Raw genomic sequence first — 17,038 nt, forward strand, 5'->3', positions numbered from 1 at the left:
CCCGGGCCGCGGCCCGGGCCCCACAGGCCGCGGGCGGCCGCGCCGGCCTCCGGCCGCCGAGGGGTCGGGCGAGGGCGCGGCGGGCCGTGGCCGGCGGGCGGTCAGGCGAGGCCGCGGCGGGCGACGGCCGGAGGGCGGTGCCCCTGGATGGACCGGACCATGTCGAGGATCTGCCGGGTCTCCTCGACCTCGTGGACGCGGTAGACCTGCGCGCCCAGCCAGGCGGAGACGGCCGTCGTGGCCAGGGTGCCCAGCAGGCGCTCCTTGACCGGCTTGTCGAGGGTCTCGCCGACGAAGTCCTTGTTGGACAGGGAGACCAGGACCGGCCAGCCCGTGGCCGTCATCTCGTCCAGCCGGCGCGTGGCCTCCAGCGAGTGGCGGGTGTTCTTCCCGAAGTCGTGTCCGGGGTCGATCATGATCGCGTCCCGGCGCACGCCGAGAGCCGCCGCCCGCTCCGCCAGCCCGACCGTCACGCGCAGCACGTCCTCCATGACGTCCTCGTACGCGATCCGGTGCGGCCGGGTGCGCGGCTCCACACCGCCCGCGTGGGTGCAGACCAGGCCCGCGCCGTACCGCGCGGCGACCTCCGCGAGCTTGGGGTCCACCCCGCCCCAGGCGTCGTTGAGTACGTCGGCCCCGGCCTCGCACACCGCCTCGCCGACCTCGTGCCGCCAGGTGTCCACGCTGATCACCACGTCCGGGTGGCGGCGCCGGACCTCCGCCACGAACCCGACCGTGCGCCGTGCCTCCTCGGCCGCGTCCACGTGCTCGCCCGGCCCCGCCTTGACCCCGCCGATGTCGATGATCGCGGCACCCTCGGCGATCGCGTGCTCGACCCGGTCCAGTGCCGGCTCGTCGCGGAACGTCGCGCCCTGGTCGTAGAAGGAGTCCGGCGTCCGGTTCACGATGGCCATGATCACCGGCTCGTGGGTGTCGAACTCGCGCCTGCCCAGTCGCAGCATCCTGCTCTTTCCTCCTTCGGCGGCCCCCCCGCCTCATCTGCGACCTTAACCTGGTGGTCGGAGTCTCTCGTGGGGAGTGATCGTGTTCTTCTTCTTGATGATCGCGCTGGTCGTGGTCGTGGCAGCGGTCACCCTGGCGGTGATCGGCGGCGGCTCGGAGGCCGTGCTGCCGGAAGCGGAGCCGGACCGGGTCGCGGACGGGCTGCCGGAGACCCGGCCCGTCGTACGGGCCGACATCGACGCGCTGCGACTGCCGGTCGCCCCGCGCGGCTACCGGATGGCCGAGGTGGACGACGTACTGGAGCGGCTCGCGGCCGAACTGGCCGAGCGGGACGCGCGGATCGCCCAGCTCACGGCCGCGGCGGCGCCCGCCGCGGCTCCGTCGGACGCGCCCGGGCACGTCGACCTCACCAAGGGCGGCGAACGGTGAGCGGTTCGGTCGCGGGCCCGGACGGGCTGCTGCGCTGTCCGTGGGGGCTGTCCACGCCGGACTACGTCGCCTACCACGACACCGAGTGGGGCCGTCCCGTGCACGGGGACGACGCGCTCTATGAACGGCTGTGCCTGGAGGCGTTCCAGTCGGGGCTGTCCTGGATCACGATCCTGCGGCGCCGCGAGGGATTCCGTAAGGCCTTCGCGGACTTCTCGATCGCGGCGGTCGCGGAGTTCGACGAGCGCGACGCGGAGCGGCTGCTGGCCGACGAGGGGATCATCCGCAACCGGGCCAAGATCGAGGCGACCCTGGCCAACGCGAAGGTCCTCGCCGGGTGGGAGCCGGGCGAACTGGACACCCTGATCTGGTCCCACGCCCCCGGGGAACCGGGACCGGCCCCGCTGACGGTCACCGAGGTCCCGGCGGTCACGCCGGAGTCCACGTCCCTCGCCAAGGCACTGAAGAAGGCCGGCATCCGCTTCGTCGGCCCCACGACGGCCTACGCCCTCATGCAGGCCTGCGGGCTGGTCAACGACCACCTGGCCGACTGCGTCTCCCGCGACCCGGCCTGAGCCGGATCGCGGGACGCGCGTCAGCGGCCGAGGTACTTCGGCGGCTGCTTCGCCAGGAAGGCCTGGACGGCGATGGCGTGGTCCTCGGAGGCCCCCGCGCGGGTCTGGAGGACGTCCTCGTGGGTCAGCGCCTCGGAGAGCGTGTGGGAGGCCCCGTAGGCCAGGGACTCCTTCAGCGCGGCGTACGCGACCGTCGGACCGGCGGCCAGCGTGCGGGCCACGGCCTCCGCCTCGGCGTGCAGGGAGTCCGAGGGCACGAGACGGTTGACGATGCCGAGCTCGTACGCCTCCTGCGCCTTGACCGAGCGCGGGAACAGCAGCAGGTCCGAGGCGCGGGAGGCGCCGATCAGGCGGGGGAGGGTCCACGAGACCCCGGAGTCGGCGGTCAGCGCCACCCCGGCGAACGAGGTGTTGAAGGAGGCGGTGTCGGCGACGACCCGGAAGTCCGCCGCCAGCGCGAAGCCGAAGCCCGCACCGGCCGCGACGCCGTTCACGCCGGCCACGACGGGCTTCGGCATCTCGGTGAGCGCCCGCACGATGGGGTTGTAGTGGTCGGCCACCGTGGTCATCGTCAGGGAGGTGCCCGTCTCGCGGTCCGAGGCGAGGTTCCCGATGTGCTCCTTGAGGTCCTGACCCACGCAGAAGGCCCGGTTCCCGGCCGCGGTGAGCAGCACGGCCCGTACGGCGGTGTCGGCGGCCGCCGCCTGGACCGCGTCGCGCAGGGCGACCTTGGCCTCGGTGTTCATCGCGTTCATCGCGTCCGGGCGGTTGATCGTGATGGTCGCGAGTCCGTCGGTCGTTTCGTAGAGCACGCTGTCGGCCATGGCAGGGGGTCCCCCTTCGTCGCGGGCTTGGCTACCGGTCGGTACCGTCCGGTGCAAGGGTCAGCATGGCGGACCGGACGTGGCACGCACATGTGATGTGCGTCAAAGAAAGCCGGTGCCGCTTCCCGGGTGCGGCGGCGAAGTATCGCAGGCGGATCCCCGAAATGAGTGGTTTTGGTCGAGCGCGTTGCCCAAGCGTTCCCATGCGATGTTGGTCATCGGGTCCTGACATGCGGGATAATGGCTGGGAAGCAATGTGTTCGATGCCGGGTATTAGGCGCCTGAACGGGGCCGTCGGCTGACGATGAGCTGGTTTCAGGAAGGGGAACGAGCATGGCGGCCATGAAGCCGCGGACGGGCGACGGCCCGCTCGAGGTCACCAAGGAGGGGCGGGGCATCGTCATGCGCGTACCGCTCGAGGGCGGCGGTCGGCTTGTCGTCGAGCTGACCCCTGATGAGGCGGACGCCCTGGGTGACGCCCTGAAGAAGGTCGTCGGCTGACCCCACGGGGACACCGACAGCACTTCCACCTTCTGCTTTTCCGCATTCTCTGCGCTGCCCCGACCGCGACCCGCGGCCGGGGCAGCGTTGTGTCGTGTCCGAGGACCCCTGTCCCCAGCATCCCGGCGGAGCCGCACGTGACCTTCTCCCCGCCCGCGCCCCCGGCCTTCGCCGACTGCACCCCCCGCCAGAAGGCGGCCCGCGTCCTGTCCGACGGACTGGCACCGGCGAACCTGGTGGTCGCCCTGCTCCTGGTGGTCGGGTGGCACAGCACCGGCTCGTGGACGGGGCTCGGCTGGGGCCTGCTCGCCGCCCTGTTCTGCGGCGTCGTCCCGATCGGCATCATCGCCCTGGGGGTCAGGCGGGGGGCGCTGACCGACCAGCACATCCGGGTGCGGCGCCAGCGGGTGGTGCCCATGGCGCTGAGCCTGGTCTCCGTCCTGGCCGGGGTCGCCCTGCTGCGCCTGCTGGGCGCCCCGGCGGACGTCTTCGCGCTCGTCGTCGCGATGCTCGTCGGCCTGGTCTCGTCCCTGCTGGTGACCGTGGCCTGGCAGATATCCATCCACATGTCGGTGGCCGGCGGCACCGTGATGATCCTGCTGCTCGTCTTCGGCCCGGCGGTCCTCCCGGCGGCCGCGGTCGCCGCCGCGGTCGGATGGTCCCGTCTGACGCTGCGGGCGCACACCCCGGCCCAGCTGCTCGCCGGCACCGCCCTGGGCGGCACGGCGGCGCTCACCTTCGCGCTGCTGGGCTGACCCGGCCCCGGCAGGATCCGAAAGGGACGGCCTAGCGGCGCACGGCGCACAGCAGCCCGTCGCCCACCGGGAGCAGCGCGGCCTCCAGCGCGGGGCTCTCGCGGACGCTGCGCAGCAGCTCGCGGACGCGCAGCACCTCCACCGGCTGGGCCGCGGAGTCGACCGTGCGGCCGTCGGAGAAGACCCCCTCGAAGCACACCAGTCCGCCGGGGCGCAGCAGCCGCAACGATTCGGCGAGGTAGTCGAGGGACTCGGAGGGGTCCCCGTCACAGAAGACGAGGTCGTATCCGCCGTCGGCGAGCCGTGGCAGGACGTCGAGGGCGCGGCCGGGGATGAAGCGGGCGCGGTTGCCCGCGAAGCCGGCGGCGCGGAAGGCCTGGCGGGCGAAGGCCTGCCGGTCCGCTTCGGGATCCACCGTGGTCAGCACCCCGTCGGGGCGCATTCCGTGCAGCAGGTGGATGCCGGAGACGCCGGTTCCGGTGCCGATCTCGGCGACCGCTTTGGCGTCCGCGGTGGCGGCCAGCAGGCGCAGCGCGGCCCCGGTGCCGGGGGAGACGGACCTCAGGCCCGCTTCCCTGGACCGGTCGCGGGCCCATCGCAGAGCGTCGTCCTCGGCGACAAACGCGTCGGCGAACGCCCAGCTCGTCTGCCGGTTGCCGGTAATGACCCTCTCCTGTCCCCATAGTTGGCGCAACGGTGACTGTATCCGTTGACGTCGGGAACCCGCAGATGGGACCGGGCGTTGTGAAGGGTGGAGGCGGGATAAGAGGGGACGGTGCCGGGCAGATCGACGGCCGGTGCCGCTCCAGGGCTTAAGTCTCGCGTAAAGATACTGCAAAAACGCTTATCCGGAGCTGACAGAGGGGGTGGCTATGGTAGGGACTCCACTGGACACCACCAGAGCCGACAGGGGAGGTGCGGCTGCGCCTGTGGATCGTCGGGGCGCACTGAGACGCCTCTTCCGGTCGGCGGGTGAGCCGAAATCCGTGACCTACATTGCTGACCGCTTCCACACCGCCGACGCCGCGACCACCGCGACCTTTGCCGCCGATGCGGGCTCCCAGGCGTGGACCCCTCCTTCATGGGAGGAGATCGTCAGCACGCACAGCGCGCGGGTCTACCGCCTTGCCTACCGTCTGACAGGTAACCAGCACGACGCCGAGGACCTGACGCAGGAAGTCTTCGTCCGCGTCTTCCGCTCGCTGTCCACGTACACCCCCGGCACGTTCGAGGGCTGGCTGCACCGCATCACGACGAACCTGTTCCTGGACATGGTGCGCCGCAAGCAGCGGATCCGCTTCGACGCGCTCGGCGACGACGCGGCCGACCGGCTCCCGAGCCGTGAGCCCTCCCCGCAACAGGTCCTGCACGACACCCACTTCGACGCGGACGTCCAGCAGGCGCTGGACACCCTCGCCCCCGAGTTCCGCGCGGCCGTGGTGCTGTGCGACATCGAGGGCCTGTCGTACGAGGAGATCGCCGCGACGCTGGGCGTGAAGCTCGGCACCGTGCGCAGCCGTATCCACCGGGGGCGTTCACACCTGCGCAAGGCACTCAAGCACCGGTCCCCGCAGGCCCGCGCCGAGCAGCGCGCGCTGGCGGGAGTGGCGACGGGCGCCCCCGGCGCCGGGGGAGAGGGCGGAGCCGAGTGAGCGAGGTCAGTCCGTCACCCGCCGAACAGCACCTGGGCGACCGGCTCGCCGCCCTGGTGGACGGGGAGCTGAAACACGACGCCCGTGACCGGGTCCTGGCCCATCTGGCCACCTGTGCCCGGTGCAAGGCCGAGGCCGATGCCCAGCGGCGCCTGAAGACCATGTTCGTGGAGAGCGCGCCGCCGCCGCTGTCCGCGGGGCTGCTGGCGCGGTTGCAAGGGCTGCCGGGCGGCGGCCTCGACGACCCGCAGGGCCCCTCCGGCCCCGGCCGCTCCGCCGGCCCGGCCGGTACCGCGGGGCCCGACCCCTTCGGCACGTTCGCCTACGGGCTGCCCGTCGCCGCCCGGCCACGGCCGCAGGAGGGCTTCCGCATCCACGAAGTGGGCCGTCCGCGCCGCCGGTTCGCCTTCGTCGCCGCAGGGGCCGTCTCGCTGGCCGCTCTGGCGCTCGGCGGCGCCCTGCCGTTGGAGGTGGACCCGAACCTGCGGGGTGATTCCCCGGCCCCGGCCTCCAGGCCCGGGCCTGCCCTGCCGGTGGCCGACCAGGGGGCCCGTGACCGCCTTCCCAGCCCCGAGGCGGTCCCGACCCTCCTGTCGGCCGTGGCGACCCCGCTGCCGCCGCTCCAGCCCTCCCCGCAGCATCCGGCTCGCCCGGTCTCCCTGCTGCGCTGACGCGGGACCTGGTTGAATCTGCGGCACATGCGCACAAGCACGCGGGGAGCGCCCATGGCCGACAGCCAGCAGACCGACCCGGCTCCGCAGTGGTGGAGCCGGCCCGAGGGGACGGCCGAGGACGGCCGCCGCGCGGCGGTTCCCGCGCCGCGGCCCGGAACCGGGGGCGAGGACCGCGTACAGGACACGCCCCCGGCCCCGGACGTCCCGGCCCCGGACGGGGCCGCCTCTGACGTGCCCGCCGCGGACGTGCCTGCCGCGGCCCCCGCGGTGCGGTACGACCCCTGGAGCACCGAGCCCCTGCAGGTCGTGGACCGGGGCCGGACGCCGCACGGGATCCGGCTGTGGCAGGTGGTGGCCCTCAGCCTCGGAACGGCCCTGCTCGCCGGCGGGATCGGCGGCTACCTCGGCGTGCTCGCCGAGCGGCAGAGCAACACCCGGCTGGAGCTCCCCCAGGCCGCCGCCGCTGCCGACCACGGCCGGGCCCCCGAGAGCGTGGCCGGGATCGCGGCCACCGCGCTCCCCGGCGTGGTGACCCTGCACGTACGGGGCACGAAGGGCAGCGGTACGGGCACCGGCTTCGTGCTCGACCAGCAGGGCCACATCCTGACCAACAGCCACGTGGTCGCCGACTCCCAGGAGATAACGGTCACCTTCAGCACCGGCGAGAGCGTCACCGCCGAGCTGGTCGGCCGCGACTCCGGTTACGACCTGGCCGTGGTCAAGGTCGGCGGGGTGCGCGGGCTCCGGCCCCTGACCCTGGGGAACTCCGAGAACGTGCAGGTCGGTGACCCGGTGGTGGCCATCGGCGCGCCCTTCGACCTGTCGAACACCGTCACCGCCGGCATCATCAGCGCCACCGGCCGGCCCGTCACCGCAGGGGGCGACAAGGGCGACGGCAGCGACATCAGCTACGTCGACGCGCTGCAGACCGACGCGCCCATCAACCCGGGGAACTCCGGCGGCCCGCTCCTCGACGCGAAGGCCCACGTGGTCGGCATCAACAGCGCGATCCGCGGCGCCGACAAGGAGGACCCCACCCGCCAGGGCGGCTCCATCGGGCTCGGCTTCGCCATCCCCGTCAACCAGGGCAAGCGCGTCGCCGAAGAACTCATCCGCACCGGCCGCGCCACGCACCCGGTCATCGGGGTCACCCTCGACATGGACTACGCGGGCGACGGTGCCCGGGTCGGGGAGAAGGGCGAGGACGGCAAGCCGTCCGTCGTCGCCGACGGACCGGGCGCGCGCGCCGGGATCCGGGCCGGGGACGTGATCACCAAGGTGGACGGCCAGCGGGTCCGCGGCGGCGACGAGCTGATCATCAAGATCCGGGCCCACCGCCCGGGCGACCCGCTCACCCTCACCGTGCTCCGAGCCGGCCGCGAAAGCACACTGAAGGTGGTCCTCGGATCGGCAGACGGCTCATGAGCACGGGACGACGGCCCCGGAGGGCGCCTCACGGACGCGGTCCGGGGGAGAAACCGCCACGGAGGCGGTACGCAGGTATGGGCTCGTGGACAACGCCGGGTACCGTGTGTCGGGGCCCGAAGTGATACAGAGCCGAGGAGCGGCAAGGTGTTCAACGACATAGGCGCACTCGAACTCGTCACGATCGTGGTGCTCGGCATCCTCGTCTTCGGACCGGACAAGCTGCCCAAGGTCATCCAGGACGTCACGGGCTTCATCCGGAAGGTCCGGGCGTTCTCGGACAGCGCGAAGAACGACATCCGCTCGGAACTCGGCCCGGAGTTCAAGGATTTCGAGTTCGAGGACCTGAACCCGAAGACCTTCATCCGCAAGCAGCTCACCGAGAACGAGGACCTCAGGGAGATCCGCACCAGCTTCGATCTCCGCAAGGAGCTCAGCGACGTCTCCGACGCGGTCAAGAGCTCGGCGTCCGACAGCGACGCGGCCGCCCCGGCCTCCTCGGCCGCGGCCGCCACGCCCGCCGCCGCCGCGCCCGCCGTGACCGGCCCGGACCTGCTGAAGAAGCCCGCCGCCCCCGCCCCGGACGCACGCTCGCGCTTCGACGCCGACGCCACCTGACGCGCGGCCTTCCCGGCGATCCGCGGTCGGATGGCTATCCTCCATCTGTCCGGATCGCAGGACGCCCGAGGGAGGGGGTCCCCCCAGCACAGCGAGGGGGAGGGCCGTTCCGGACCCCACGGAACGAGAGGCCGCCCAGATGGAGACGACGAGCAGCAGCCGGGTAGGGGCACAGACCGCGGAGGCCCCCGCCTCCGCAGGCGCACCCGACCAGGAGCCGGATACCGGTCCCGACAGCCATACGCAGCCACAGGAGGCCGCCGCGCCCGTACCGGCGGCCCGCCGGACGGCCGAGGGGTTCCTGGCGGCCGACTTCCCCTGGTACGGGCTGGACGGGGCCTTCACGGGCCCCCGCTGGCTCATGCAGGTCGCGGTGGCCGCCGACGGCACCGTGGAGCACGGCTCCACCGGCCACGGCGACGAGCCCTCCGCCCGGGGCGAGATCGCCACGGGTGAGAAGGAGCGCTTCGCGGTGGTCATCACCGTGGCGAGCAACCCGCTGCGCCGCAGCGGCGACGGCACCGGCGTCCTGGAGGCCACCTCGGTCGCCTCGGCCGCCTGGCTGGCCGGCTCCGGGCTGCTGGCGTACAGCTGGCCCGGGCAGATGGACCACTCGCTGCGCGACGACTGGCTGGACCAGCAGACCGAGGCCGCCTGGGAGCTGGCGGACGACCTGGACGGCGAGGACTGGTCCACGCTGTCGCTGCCGGTGGACGGGGAGCCGACGCCGTTCCACTACCGCGAGTCGGAGTTCGGGTGGGTGCTGGCGGGTTCCACCGGGAGCGGGGTTCACCTGGGTGCCTACGGGCGCGGGATGAGCGCGTACGGGCTCGGCTTCTCCGCGATCGCGGACCTCGGCTCGTACGAGTAGGACCGGAGTACGGGAAAGGGCACCGCCTCCTGGCGGTGCCCTTCCACGCTGCGCCGACCCTGCGGGCCGCCGGTCCGGTGGTTGCTAGAACTTGTTGCGCGGGGTGATGCCCAGGGACATGCCCGACAGGCCGCGGGCGCGGCCGCCCAGCTTGCCCGCGATCGCGCGCAGGGCCGCGCCGGCCGGGGAGTCCGGGTCGGACAGGACGACGGGCTTGCCCTCGTCGCCGCCCTCGCGCAGCCGGACGTCGATCGGGATGGAGCCCAGCACCGGCACCGTCGCGCCGACCGTCTTGGTCAGGCCGTCGGCGACCTTCTGGCCACCGCCCGAGCCGAAGACGTCCACCATCTCGTCGCAGTGCGGGCACGGCAGGCCCGACATGTTCTCGACCACGCCGACGATCTTCTGGTGGGTCTGCACGGCGATGGAACCGGCCCGCTCCGCGACCTCGGCCGCGGCCTGCTGCGGGGTGGTGACGACGAGGATCTCCGCGTTCGGCACGAGCTGGGCCACGGAGATCGCGATGTCACCCGTACCCGGCGGCAGGTCCAGCAGCAGCACGTCCAGGTCGCCCCAGAAGACGTCGGCCAGGAACTGCTGCAGAGCGCGGTGCAGCATGGGCCCGCGCCACACGACCGGGGCGTTGCCTGGGGTGAACATGCCGATGGAAATGACCTTCACGCCGTGCGCGGACGGCGGCATGATCATGTTCTCGACCTGGGTGGGACGGCCGTCCGCACCCAGCATGCGCGGGACGCTGTGGCCGTAGATGTCCGCGTCGACCACGCCGACCTTCAGACCGTCCGCCGCCATCGCCGCGGCCAGGTTCACCGTGACGGAGGACTTGCCGACACCGCCCTTGCCGGACGCGACCGCGTACACACGGGTCAGCGAGCCCGGCTTGGCGAAGGGCACCTCGCGCTCGGCGGTGCCGCCGCGCAGCGTCGCCGCGAGGTCCTTGCGCTGCTCGTCGCTCATCACGTCGAGGGAGACGGCGACGGAGGTGACGCCCGCGACCTTCTCGACGGCCTCGGTGACGTTCTTGGTGATGGTCTCGCGCATGGGACAGCCCGACACCGTCAGGTAGACCGTGACGGCGACCTCGCCGCCCTCGCCGATCTCCACCGATTTGACCATGCCGAGCTCGGTGATCGGCCGGTGGATCTCGGGGTCGTTCACCGTCGCCAGCGCGTCCAGGATCGCGTCCTGCTCGGGCACGGCGGCGGAGCTTGTGTCGGTAGCCATGTACCCGATGGTACGGCTCGGTAGCAGGGCTCAGGAAAGCCCGTCAGCGGTCGCCTTCATCACGTTCCGCCGGGAATAGACGGCGCTCGTCCATCTCCTTGATCAGGTCCTGGAACTCCGACCTGATCCAGTCGCGGGTGGCGACCTCGCCCAGGCCCATCCGCAGGGCGGCGATCTCCCGGGTCAGGTACTCCGTGTCGGCGATGGACCGCTCGTTCTGCTTGCGGTCCTGCTCGTGGGTGACCCGGTCGCGGTCGTCCTGCCGGTTCTGCGCGAGCAGGATCAGCGGGGCCGCGTAGGAGGCCTGGAGCGACAGCATCAGCGTCAGGAAGATGAACGGGTACGGGTCGAACCGCAGTCCGTCCGGCGCGAAGATGTTCCACAGCACCCAGACGATGATGACCAGGGTCATCCAGACGATGAACCGGCCCGTGCCCAGGAAGCGCGCCACCCGCTCCGACAGCCGCCCGAAGGCCTCCGGGTCGTACTCGGGCAGCAGTGACCGGCGCGGCGCGCGCGGCAGGTCCAGGCGCACCCGCGAGCGCGTCAGCGCGCTCGACCCGGTGCCCGACGACTTCGCCGTGCGCTCGCCGGAACGTTCCGCCGCGTCCGCCGCGAGCCCGTGCTCGCGCGCCTGCGTACGGGCCTGCTCGCGCCGCTCCCGGATCTGCTCCCGGCGCCGCTCGCGCGCCTGCTCGCCCCGCCCCCGGTCGAAGCGCCCTCGCTCAGCGGCCACCGACGGCCTCCTCGGAATGGAAGTCCGTCTCCCGCCAGTCGTCCGGCAGCAGGTGGTCCAGCACGTCGTCGACGGTCACCGCGCCCAGCAGCGAGCCGCTCTCGTCGACCACGGGCACCGCCACCATGTTGTAGGCGGCGAGGTGCGTGGTCACCGCGGGCAGCGAGGCGTCCGGCCGCAGCGGCGGCAGGTCGGTGTCCACGATGGAGCTGACCAGCGTGAACGGCGGGTCGCGCAGCAGCCGCTGGAAGTGCACCGTGCCCAGGTACTTGCCCGTCGGCGTCTCGTCCGGCGGCCGGCACACGTACACCTGCGCCGCCAGCGCGGGCGACAGGTCCGCCTGCCGTACGCGGGCCAGCGCGTCGGCGACCGTCGCGTCCGGCCGCAGCACGATCGGCTCGGTGGTCATCAGGCCGCCCGCGGTGTTCTCCTCGTAGGACAGCAGGCGGCGCACGTCCGCCGCGTCGTCCGGCTGCATCAGCGTCAGCAGCCGCTCCTTGTCGTCCTCCGGCAGCTCGGACAGCAGGTCGGCGGCGTCGTCCGGGTCCATCGCCTCCAGGACGTCGGCGGCGCGCTCCTCCTTCAGCTTGCCGAGGATCTCCACCTGCTCGTCCTCGGGCAGCTCCTCCAGCACGTCCGCGAGCCGGTCGTCGTCGAGGGCGTTGGCCACCTCGGCGCGCCGCTTCGGCGTCAGGTGGTGCAGCACGTTCGCCACGTCGGCCGGGCGCATCTGCTCGAAGGTGGCGACCAGGTTCTCGGCGCCCTGCCCGTGCTCCTCCAGCGAGAAGCCCGTCACCGCCGACCACTCCACCGTCAGGGCCTCGCCGCGCCGGCGCAGCGCTCCCGACTTGCCCTTCCTCACGAAGATCCGGTCGATCTCCCAGTCCCGGCGGGCCGGCAGCTGCTGGATGGCCACGTCCAGGACGGTGACCTCCTCGCCGCTCGCGACCAGCGTCACCCGCCGGTCCAGCAGCTCGCCCAGGACCAGGCGTTCGGTCGGGCGCTGCTCGAACCGCCGCATGTTGATCACGCCGGTGGTGATGACCTGGCCGGACTCCACCCCGGTGACCCGGGTCATCGGCAGGAAGATCCGGCGCCGGCTGACGACCTCGACCACCAGGCCCAGCAGCCGCGGCGGTCGGCCGCCGACCCGGAGCATCGCGACGAGGTCGCGGACCCGGCCGACCTGGTCGCCGTTGGGATCGAAGACGGGCACACCCGACAGATGCGAGACGAAGATCCGCGGGGCGCCTGCAGCCATCCGAGCGCCTCCTAGTGCGTCGATCAAGAGTCGTGCCGCCCCTCAGGCTAGCCCGTGCCGCCCGGAAGCGTCCTGGTGGGGCGGTCCGGCCGGGGGCGGGCGAACAGCGGGGAGCGGTCGCGGGCGGCGACGTACGGGCGGGTACGCTGCCTGCTGCTCGCAGACGACCGACGAGAGGCACCCGCACGTGACCGCCTACTTCCCCGCCGCGCGGCTGCGCCGGGCCGCCTTCATCGGGGTGCTGTGCGCGGGCCTCGCCGTCACCGGTACGGGCTGTGGGGAGGACCCCGACGAGGGCACCAACGGCGTCGGCAAGCTGTCCGCGGACAAGATCGAGGCGAAGGCGAAGGCGGCCGCGACGGAGGCCGACTCGGTGCACCTGTCCGGCACGCTGGTGAGCGGCGGCAAGTCCTTCACCCTCGACATGCGGCTCAAGGCGGACGGCGGATCCGGCGAGGTGAAGTCCCACGAGGACACCTTCCAGCTGCTGCGCGTGGGGGAGCAGCTGTACCTGAAGGCGAGCGCGGCGTTCTGGGGCCAGTCCGACTCGGCCGGCAAGCTCGGCGACAAGTTCGTGAAGGTGCCCGAAGGCGACCCCTCGTACAAGCAGTTCCGCGGGTTCACCGACATGGACGTCCTGCTGGACGGGCTGCTCGGGCTGCAGGGCAAGCTCGCCAAGGGCTCGTACACCAAGGTCGGGCACACCCGTGCGGTCCAGGTCACGGCGGACGCGGGCAAGGGCGGCAAGCTGTCGGTCTCGCTGGAGGGCACCCCGTACCCGTTGATGATGGAACGCGCGGGCGGTGCGGGCCGGGTGGAACTCGCCGAGTGGGGCAAGACGTTTCCGCTGGAGGCACCCGCGCAGGACCAGACCGTCGACTACGGCTCCCAGCTGCCGACGACCAAGGACCAGGGCGGCGCCCCCGCCCCGGCCCCCTCCAAGGGCTCCGGCCAGGGCGCGAACCCCACCAAGCCGTAACGCTCCGCGGGTCGGCGGATCCGGTGGCGGTCGGGCCCGGCGCCGCCACGGCCGCCGGCCGGAGGCCGTCCTCCCCAGCCCGCCGACAGGCTAACGGCGCTTGAGCAGCAGCTTCGGCAGGCCCGCCGGGATCGCCCTGCGGGTCGTCGCCGGGGACGGCAGCGGGGTCGCGGCGAGCGAGCCGTCCGGGAGCTGCCCGCGGACCGTTTCGGGCTCCAGCCGCAGCAGTCGGCACTCCCGGGCCCACCGCTCGGTCATGTCCTCCGAGTCGGCGGCGTTCAGCCGCTTGCCCTTGAGCTCGGCGACCGCCGCCGCCCACTCCTCGCCGCGGGGCGGCAGCTCCCGTACGGTCGCGGTCCAGGCCACCAGCCGGCCGCCCTTGTCCTTGCTCCGTACGGTCACCTCGGCGCTCGCGCCGTCCGCCAGCCCCGGGAACGGCTGCTCGCCGGGCCCGTCGCCCAGCACATGGGCCGCGCCGTCCACCCAGGCGTGCCACAGGGCGCGGTCGGCCCCGCCGCCGCGCACCCAGATCAGGCCGGACTTCTTGGTGGCCTCCTCGACGAGGGCCAGGTCGAGCGCGCTGAGAGTCATGCCGACAGGGTAGGGGGTCGCTCCCCGCCCGCGGGCGGGCGTCCCGGTCCGCAGGACCCGGACGGGTGCGCCTCAGAGCCAGCCGTGGCGGCGCAGCGCGCGGTGGATGGTGAAGCAGGAGGCGGCGATCGCCACCATCACCATCGGATAGCCGTAGCGCCAGTGGAGTTCCGGCATGTGGTCGAAGTTCATCCCGTACACGCCGCAGATCATCGTCGGCACGGCGATGATCGCCGCCCAGGAGGTGATCTTGCGCATGTCCTCGTTCTGGGCGACGGTCGCCTGCGCGAGGTTGGCCTGGAGGATCGAGTTCAGCAGCTCGTCGAAGCCGACCACCTGCTCGTGCACCCGCGCCAGGTGGTCGGCGACGTCGCGGAAGTACTTCTGGATGTCCGGGTCCACCAGCCGCATCGGCCGTTCGCTCAGCAGCTCCATCGGACGCAGCAGCGGCGAGACGGCCCGCTTGAACTCCAGCACCTCGCGCTTGAGCTGGTAGATGCGGCCGGCGTCGCCTCCGCGCGCGCTGCCCTTGGAGGGGGCGGCGAAGACCTCGCTCTCCACCTCGTCGATGTCGTCCTGCACCGCCGCCGCGACCGCGATGTAGCCGTCGACCACGTGGTCGGCGAGGGAGTGCAGGACCGACGAGGGGCCCTTCGCGAGCAGGTCCGGGTCGTCCTGGAGGCGGTGGCGCAGCCCCCTGAGGGACCCCTGTCCGCCGTGCCGGACGGTGATGACGAAGTCGGGGCCGGTGAAGCACATCACCTCGCCGGTTTCCACCACCTCGCTGGTGGCGGTCAGTTCGGCGTGGTCGACGTAGTGGATCGTCTTGAAGACCGTGAAGAGGGTGTCGTCGTAACGCTCCAGCTTCGGCCGCTGGTGCGCGTGCACCGCGTCCTCCACGGCCAGCGGGTGCAGTCCGAAGGTGGCGGCGATCCCCGCGAACTCGGCCTCCGTCGGCTCGTGCAGGCCGATCCAGACGAAGCCGCCGTCCTCGCGGACCCGGCGGATCGCCTCACGGGGCGTCAGACACGCCGGACCCAGCACCCGCCGCCCGTCGCGGTACACGGCGCAGTCGACCACCGCGCTGCTCGCCGACGGGTCGCGGGTGGTGTCGTAGCCGGGCTGTACGGGGGTGGCCCTGCGCAGGGCGGGACGGACGGCCGCACGCAGGTAGGGCAGCATCGACATGGCAGGCTCCTTCTCGCGCACGGCTGCGGACCGTACGGGTGGGAGACCCTCCACCGCGAGCGGGCGGGCAGGCCCGGGCAGCGGGAGGGAACAGGACGGGAGGACAACGTTCTGCCGTCGCTCTTCTACTGATCAGCGGATCAGACGGATCGAGCAGATCAAAGGGGGCGGGATGCGCCCGTCACAGAAGTGGAAGAGCGATTGGTACTGCACGATCGACTTCGGTCCACCGCAGCCCCACCTCCTCCGGCCGGTCCCCCGTGAGGGACGTCCTGTCGCCGGGGCGCTGAAACACCGCTTCTGCGTGCGGCCCCGAACAGCTGTCAACACTATCAGCCGACGGATGGTCAAGACCCGCCCTTTACCCGCCTGATACGAGTTCTATGCTCGCTTCATGGCAGAAATTCTGGCCCTCGTGGAGGCCCGGCTGCGGACGGCGTTCGGTGAACCCGACGCGCGCGCCGCCGTCACCTTCCTGGGCACCGACCGCATCGAGGTACTCCGTTTCGCCGAGGGCGACCTCGTCCGGTACGCGACCCTCGGGATGTCCGCGCACCCGATGACCGATCCGACCGCCGTGGTCGCCGACCCCGTACGGGGCCCGCGCGCCGAGCTCGTGCTGACCGTACGGGCAGGCCTGGCGGCCACCGACAAACTCCTGCGGCCGCTCGCGGTGCTGGCCGCGTCCCCCCAGGTCGAAGGGCTGGTCGTGGCCCCGGGGGCCTCGCTGGACGTGGGTGAACCGCTGTGGGACGGGGCCCCCTTCAGCTCCGTCCTCGTGGCGGAGCCGGGCGGTCTGGTCGAGGACCTGGAGCTGGACGAGCCCATGGATCCGGTCCACTTCCTGCCCCTGCTGCCGATGACGGCGAACGAGGCCGCCTGGAAGCGGGTGCACGGAGCGGCCGCCCTCCAGGAACGCTGGCTCGCGCGCGGGACGGACCTGCGGGACCCTTTGCGTAGCGCCGTAGCCCTGGACTGAGGGCCCCGGACGGGTGAGCGTGCCTTGACGGGGGGCCGGGCGGGGAGGAGCGTGGCTTCTTATGAGGGGTGAACCAAGTTGCCCGAAGTGCGGCGGCCGGGTCAGGGCGCCCGGACTCTTCTCCGACTCCTGGCAGTGCGCGCTGCACGGCGCCGTCCACCCCCTGCAACCCGTCATCCCGCCGAGCGTCGAAGGCCTGAGCGTGGTGTCGCACCGGGCCCGGGTACCGGTGTGGATGCCGTGGCCGCTCCCGGTCGGGTGGCTGTTCACCGGGGTCGCGTCCGCCGGTGACGACCGCAGCGGCGGCCGGGCGACGGCGGTGGCCTGCTCCGGCCCCGGCCCGCTGGGCGGGATCGGCGAGCTGCTGCTGATCGCGGAGGAGCTGGGCGTGGGCCTCGGCGCCCGGTACGCGGGCATCGACGGCGTCGACCCCGGCTCGTCCATCGACGTGTCGGCGCCGCCCCACGCCAAGGTGGTCGCGGCGGGGCGCCCCACCCCGCTGTGGCACGTGAACGGCGGGCCGGACGACCGCGCCGTCTTCGCCGGCGAGGCGCGCGGCCTGTGGCTCTGGGCGATCGTCTGGCCGGAGCAGTCCGGCCTGCTGATGTACGACGAGCTCGTCCTCACCGACCTGCGCGACGCGGGAGCCGAGGTCGAGCTCGTTCCGTGCGGGGCCCTGAGCCCCCGCATCCTGGGCCCCGCCTGAGGGCTTGAGGGGTCCGCGGCCCGGTTATCCTGGAGTGTCCCCCGTACGTGCGACCCCTGGAGCAAG

The 17,038-nt window shown here is 72.7% G+C and carries 20 protein-coding genes; 12 read left to right on the top strand and 8 right to left on the bottom strand.

Annotated features, from left to right (window positions below):
- Nucleotides 1-101: 101 nt before the first annotated feature.
- Nucleotides 102-962 carry a dihydropteroate synthase gene (gene folP / locus DEJ51_RS21755; protein ID WP_150259085.1) on the bottom strand — a complete coding sequence of 287 codons (861 nt, stop codon included), beginning with the start codon at nt 960-962 and terminating at the stop codon, nt 102-104.
- A gap of 76 nt (nt 963-1,038) precedes the next feature.
- On the opposite strand from folP, the gene DEJ51_RS21760 reads away from it, so the two are divergent.
- Nucleotides 1,039-1,392: a DivIVA domain-containing protein gene (locus tag DEJ51_RS21760; RefSeq protein WP_150259086.1), complete on the top strand. Its 354-nt coding sequence runs from the start codon at nt 1,039-1,041 to the stop codon at nt 1,390-1,392.
- Nucleotides 1,389-1,967 (top strand): DNA-3-methyladenine glycosylase I, encoded by a 579-nt coding sequence (locus DEJ51_RS21765; RefSeq protein ID WP_150259087.1) that lies wholly within the window; start codon nt 1,389-1,391, stop codon nt 1,965-1,967. The genes DEJ51_RS21760 and DEJ51_RS21765 overlap by 4 nt, the downstream gene beginning before the upstream one ends.
- Before the next feature lie 20 nt (nt 1,968-1,987).
- Here the strand turns inward: DEJ51_RS21765 and DEJ51_RS21770 are convergent, their stop codons facing one another.
- Nucleotides 1,988-2,791, bottom strand: coding sequence for an enoyl-CoA hydratase/isomerase family protein (locus DEJ51_RS21770; protein WP_150259088.1), 804 nt, complete (start codon nt 2,789-2,791; stop codon nt 1,988-1,990).
- Nucleotides 2,792-3,124: 333 nt separating this feature from the next.
- Between DEJ51_RS21770 and DEJ51_RS21775 the strand changes: the two genes are divergently transcribed.
- Both DEJ51_RS21775 and DEJ51_RS21780 read left to right on the top strand, forming a co-directional pair.
- On the top strand, nt 3,125-3,292 hold the full coding sequence (locus tag DEJ51_RS21775; RefSeq protein WP_003966491.1) for a DUF3117 domain-containing protein: 168 nt from the start codon (nt 3,125-3,127) through the stop codon (nt 3,290-3,292).
- A 137-nt stretch (nt 3,293-3,429) separates the two neighbouring features.
- Nucleotides 3,430-4,047 (top strand): hypothetical protein, encoded by a 618-nt coding sequence (locus DEJ51_RS21780; RefSeq protein WP_150259089.1) that lies wholly within the window; start codon nt 3,430-3,432, stop codon nt 4,045-4,047.
- A 31-nt stretch (nt 4,048-4,078) separates the two neighbouring features.
- On the opposite strand, the gene DEJ51_RS21785 is transcribed toward DEJ51_RS21780, so the two are convergent.
- Nucleotides 4,079-4,741 carry an O-methyltransferase gene (locus DEJ51_RS21785; protein ID WP_030385883.1) on the bottom strand — a complete coding sequence of 221 codons (663 nt, stop codon included), beginning with the start codon at nt 4,739-4,741 and terminating at the stop codon, nt 4,079-4,081.
- Nucleotides 4,742-4,919: 178 nt separating this feature from the next.
- Here DEJ51_RS21785 and sigE point away from each other — a divergent pair, with 178 nt between their 5' ends.
- The 5 genes from sigE to DEJ51_RS21810 all read left to right on the top strand — a co-directional run bounded on the left by sigE (nt 4,920) and on the right by DEJ51_RS21810 (nt 9,287).
- Nucleotides 4,920-5,699, top strand: coding sequence for an RNA polymerase sigma factor SigE (gene sigE / locus DEJ51_RS21790; protein ID WP_190620549.1), 780 nt, complete (start codon nt 4,920-4,922; stop codon nt 5,697-5,699).
- The gene (locus DEJ51_RS21795; protein WP_150259090.1) at nt 5,696-6,370 is read left to right on the top strand and encodes an anti-sigma factor family protein; all 675 of its coding nucleotides are present in this window, start codon (nt 5,696-5,698) and stop codon (nt 6,368-6,370) included. Before sigE ends, DEJ51_RS21795 begins: the two co-directional genes overlap by 4 nt.
- Nucleotides 6,371-6,424: 54 nt before the next feature.
- Complete coding sequence (locus DEJ51_RS21800) at nt 6,425-7,798, top strand: S1C family serine protease (protein WP_150259091.1); 1,374 nt, start codon at nt 6,425-6,427, stop codon at nt 7,796-7,798.
- Nucleotides 7,799-7,945: 147 nt separating this feature from the next.
- Nucleotides 7,946-8,416: a sec-independent translocase gene (locus DEJ51_RS21805; protein ID WP_150259092.1), complete on the top strand. Its 471-nt coding sequence runs from the start codon at nt 7,946-7,948 to the stop codon at nt 8,414-8,416.
- 139 nt (nt 8,417-8,555) lie between these two features.
- Nucleotides 8,556-9,287 carry a hypothetical protein gene (locus DEJ51_RS21810; protein WP_150259093.1) on the top strand — a complete coding sequence of 244 codons (732 nt, stop codon included), beginning with the start codon at nt 8,556-8,558 and terminating at the stop codon, nt 9,285-9,287.
- A gap of 84 nt (nt 9,288-9,371) precedes the next feature.
- Here DEJ51_RS21810 and DEJ51_RS21815 read toward each other — a convergent pair whose 3' ends face one another.
- The 3 genes from DEJ51_RS21815 to DEJ51_RS21825 all read right to left on the bottom strand — a co-directional run bounded on the left by DEJ51_RS21815 (nt 9,372) and on the right by DEJ51_RS21825 (nt 12,529).
- Entirely contained in the window at nt 9,372-10,487 is a 1,116-nt protein-coding gene (locus DEJ51_RS21815) for an Mrp/NBP35 family ATP-binding protein (protein WP_190620979.1), read from the bottom strand.
- Between the two features lie 88 nt (nt 10,488-10,575).
- A complete protein-coding gene (locus tag DEJ51_RS21820; RefSeq protein WP_223836202.1) occupies nt 10,576-11,082 on the bottom strand; it encodes a DUF1003 domain-containing protein in 507 nt (168 codons plus the stop codon).
- Nucleotides 11,083-11,257: 175 nt separating this feature from the next.
- Nucleotides 11,258-12,529, bottom strand: a complete 1,272-nt coding sequence (locus DEJ51_RS21825; RefSeq protein ID WP_053613292.1) for a magnesium transporter MgtE N-terminal domain-containing protein — start codon at nt 12,527-12,529, stop codon at nt 11,258-11,260.
- Between the two features lie 187 nt (nt 12,530-12,716).
- On the opposite strand from DEJ51_RS21825, the gene DEJ51_RS21830 reads away from it, so the two are divergent.
- Nucleotides 12,717-13,508, top strand: coding sequence for a hypothetical protein (locus DEJ51_RS21830; RefSeq protein ID WP_223835923.1), 792 nt, complete (start codon nt 12,717-12,719; stop codon nt 13,506-13,508).
- A 90-nt stretch (nt 13,509-13,598) separates the two neighbouring features.
- Here DEJ51_RS21830 and DEJ51_RS21835 read toward each other — a convergent pair whose 3' ends face one another.
- A complete protein-coding gene (locus DEJ51_RS21835) occupies nt 13,599-14,099 on the bottom strand; it encodes a hypothetical protein (protein ID WP_150259095.1) in 501 nt (166 codons plus the stop codon).
- 72 nt (nt 14,100-14,171) lie between these two features.
- Entirely contained in the window at nt 14,172-15,287 is a 1,116-nt protein-coding gene (locus DEJ51_RS21840; RefSeq protein ID WP_150259096.1) for a magnesium and cobalt transport protein CorA, read from the bottom strand.
- A 394-nt stretch (nt 15,288-15,681) separates the two neighbouring features.
- Here DEJ51_RS21840 and DEJ51_RS21845 point away from each other — a divergent pair, with 394 nt between their 5' ends.
- Nucleotides 15,682-16,266 carry a suppressor of fused domain protein gene (locus tag DEJ51_RS21845; protein WP_150259097.1) on the top strand — a complete coding sequence of 195 codons (585 nt, stop codon included), beginning with the start codon at nt 15,682-15,684 and terminating at the stop codon, nt 16,264-16,266.
- A gap of 61 nt (nt 16,267-16,327) precedes the next feature.
- A complete protein-coding gene (locus tag DEJ51_RS21850) occupies nt 16,328-16,972 on the top strand; it encodes a DUF6758 family protein (RefSeq protein WP_150259098.1) in 645 nt (214 codons plus the stop codon).
- Nucleotides 16,973-17,038 lie beyond the last annotated feature (66 nt).

Source organism: Streptomyces venezuelae (assembly GCF_008642275.1).
GTDB classification, from domain to species: domain Bacteria; phylum Actinomycetota; class Actinomycetes; order Streptomycetales; family Streptomycetaceae; genus Streptomyces; species Streptomyces venezuelae_E.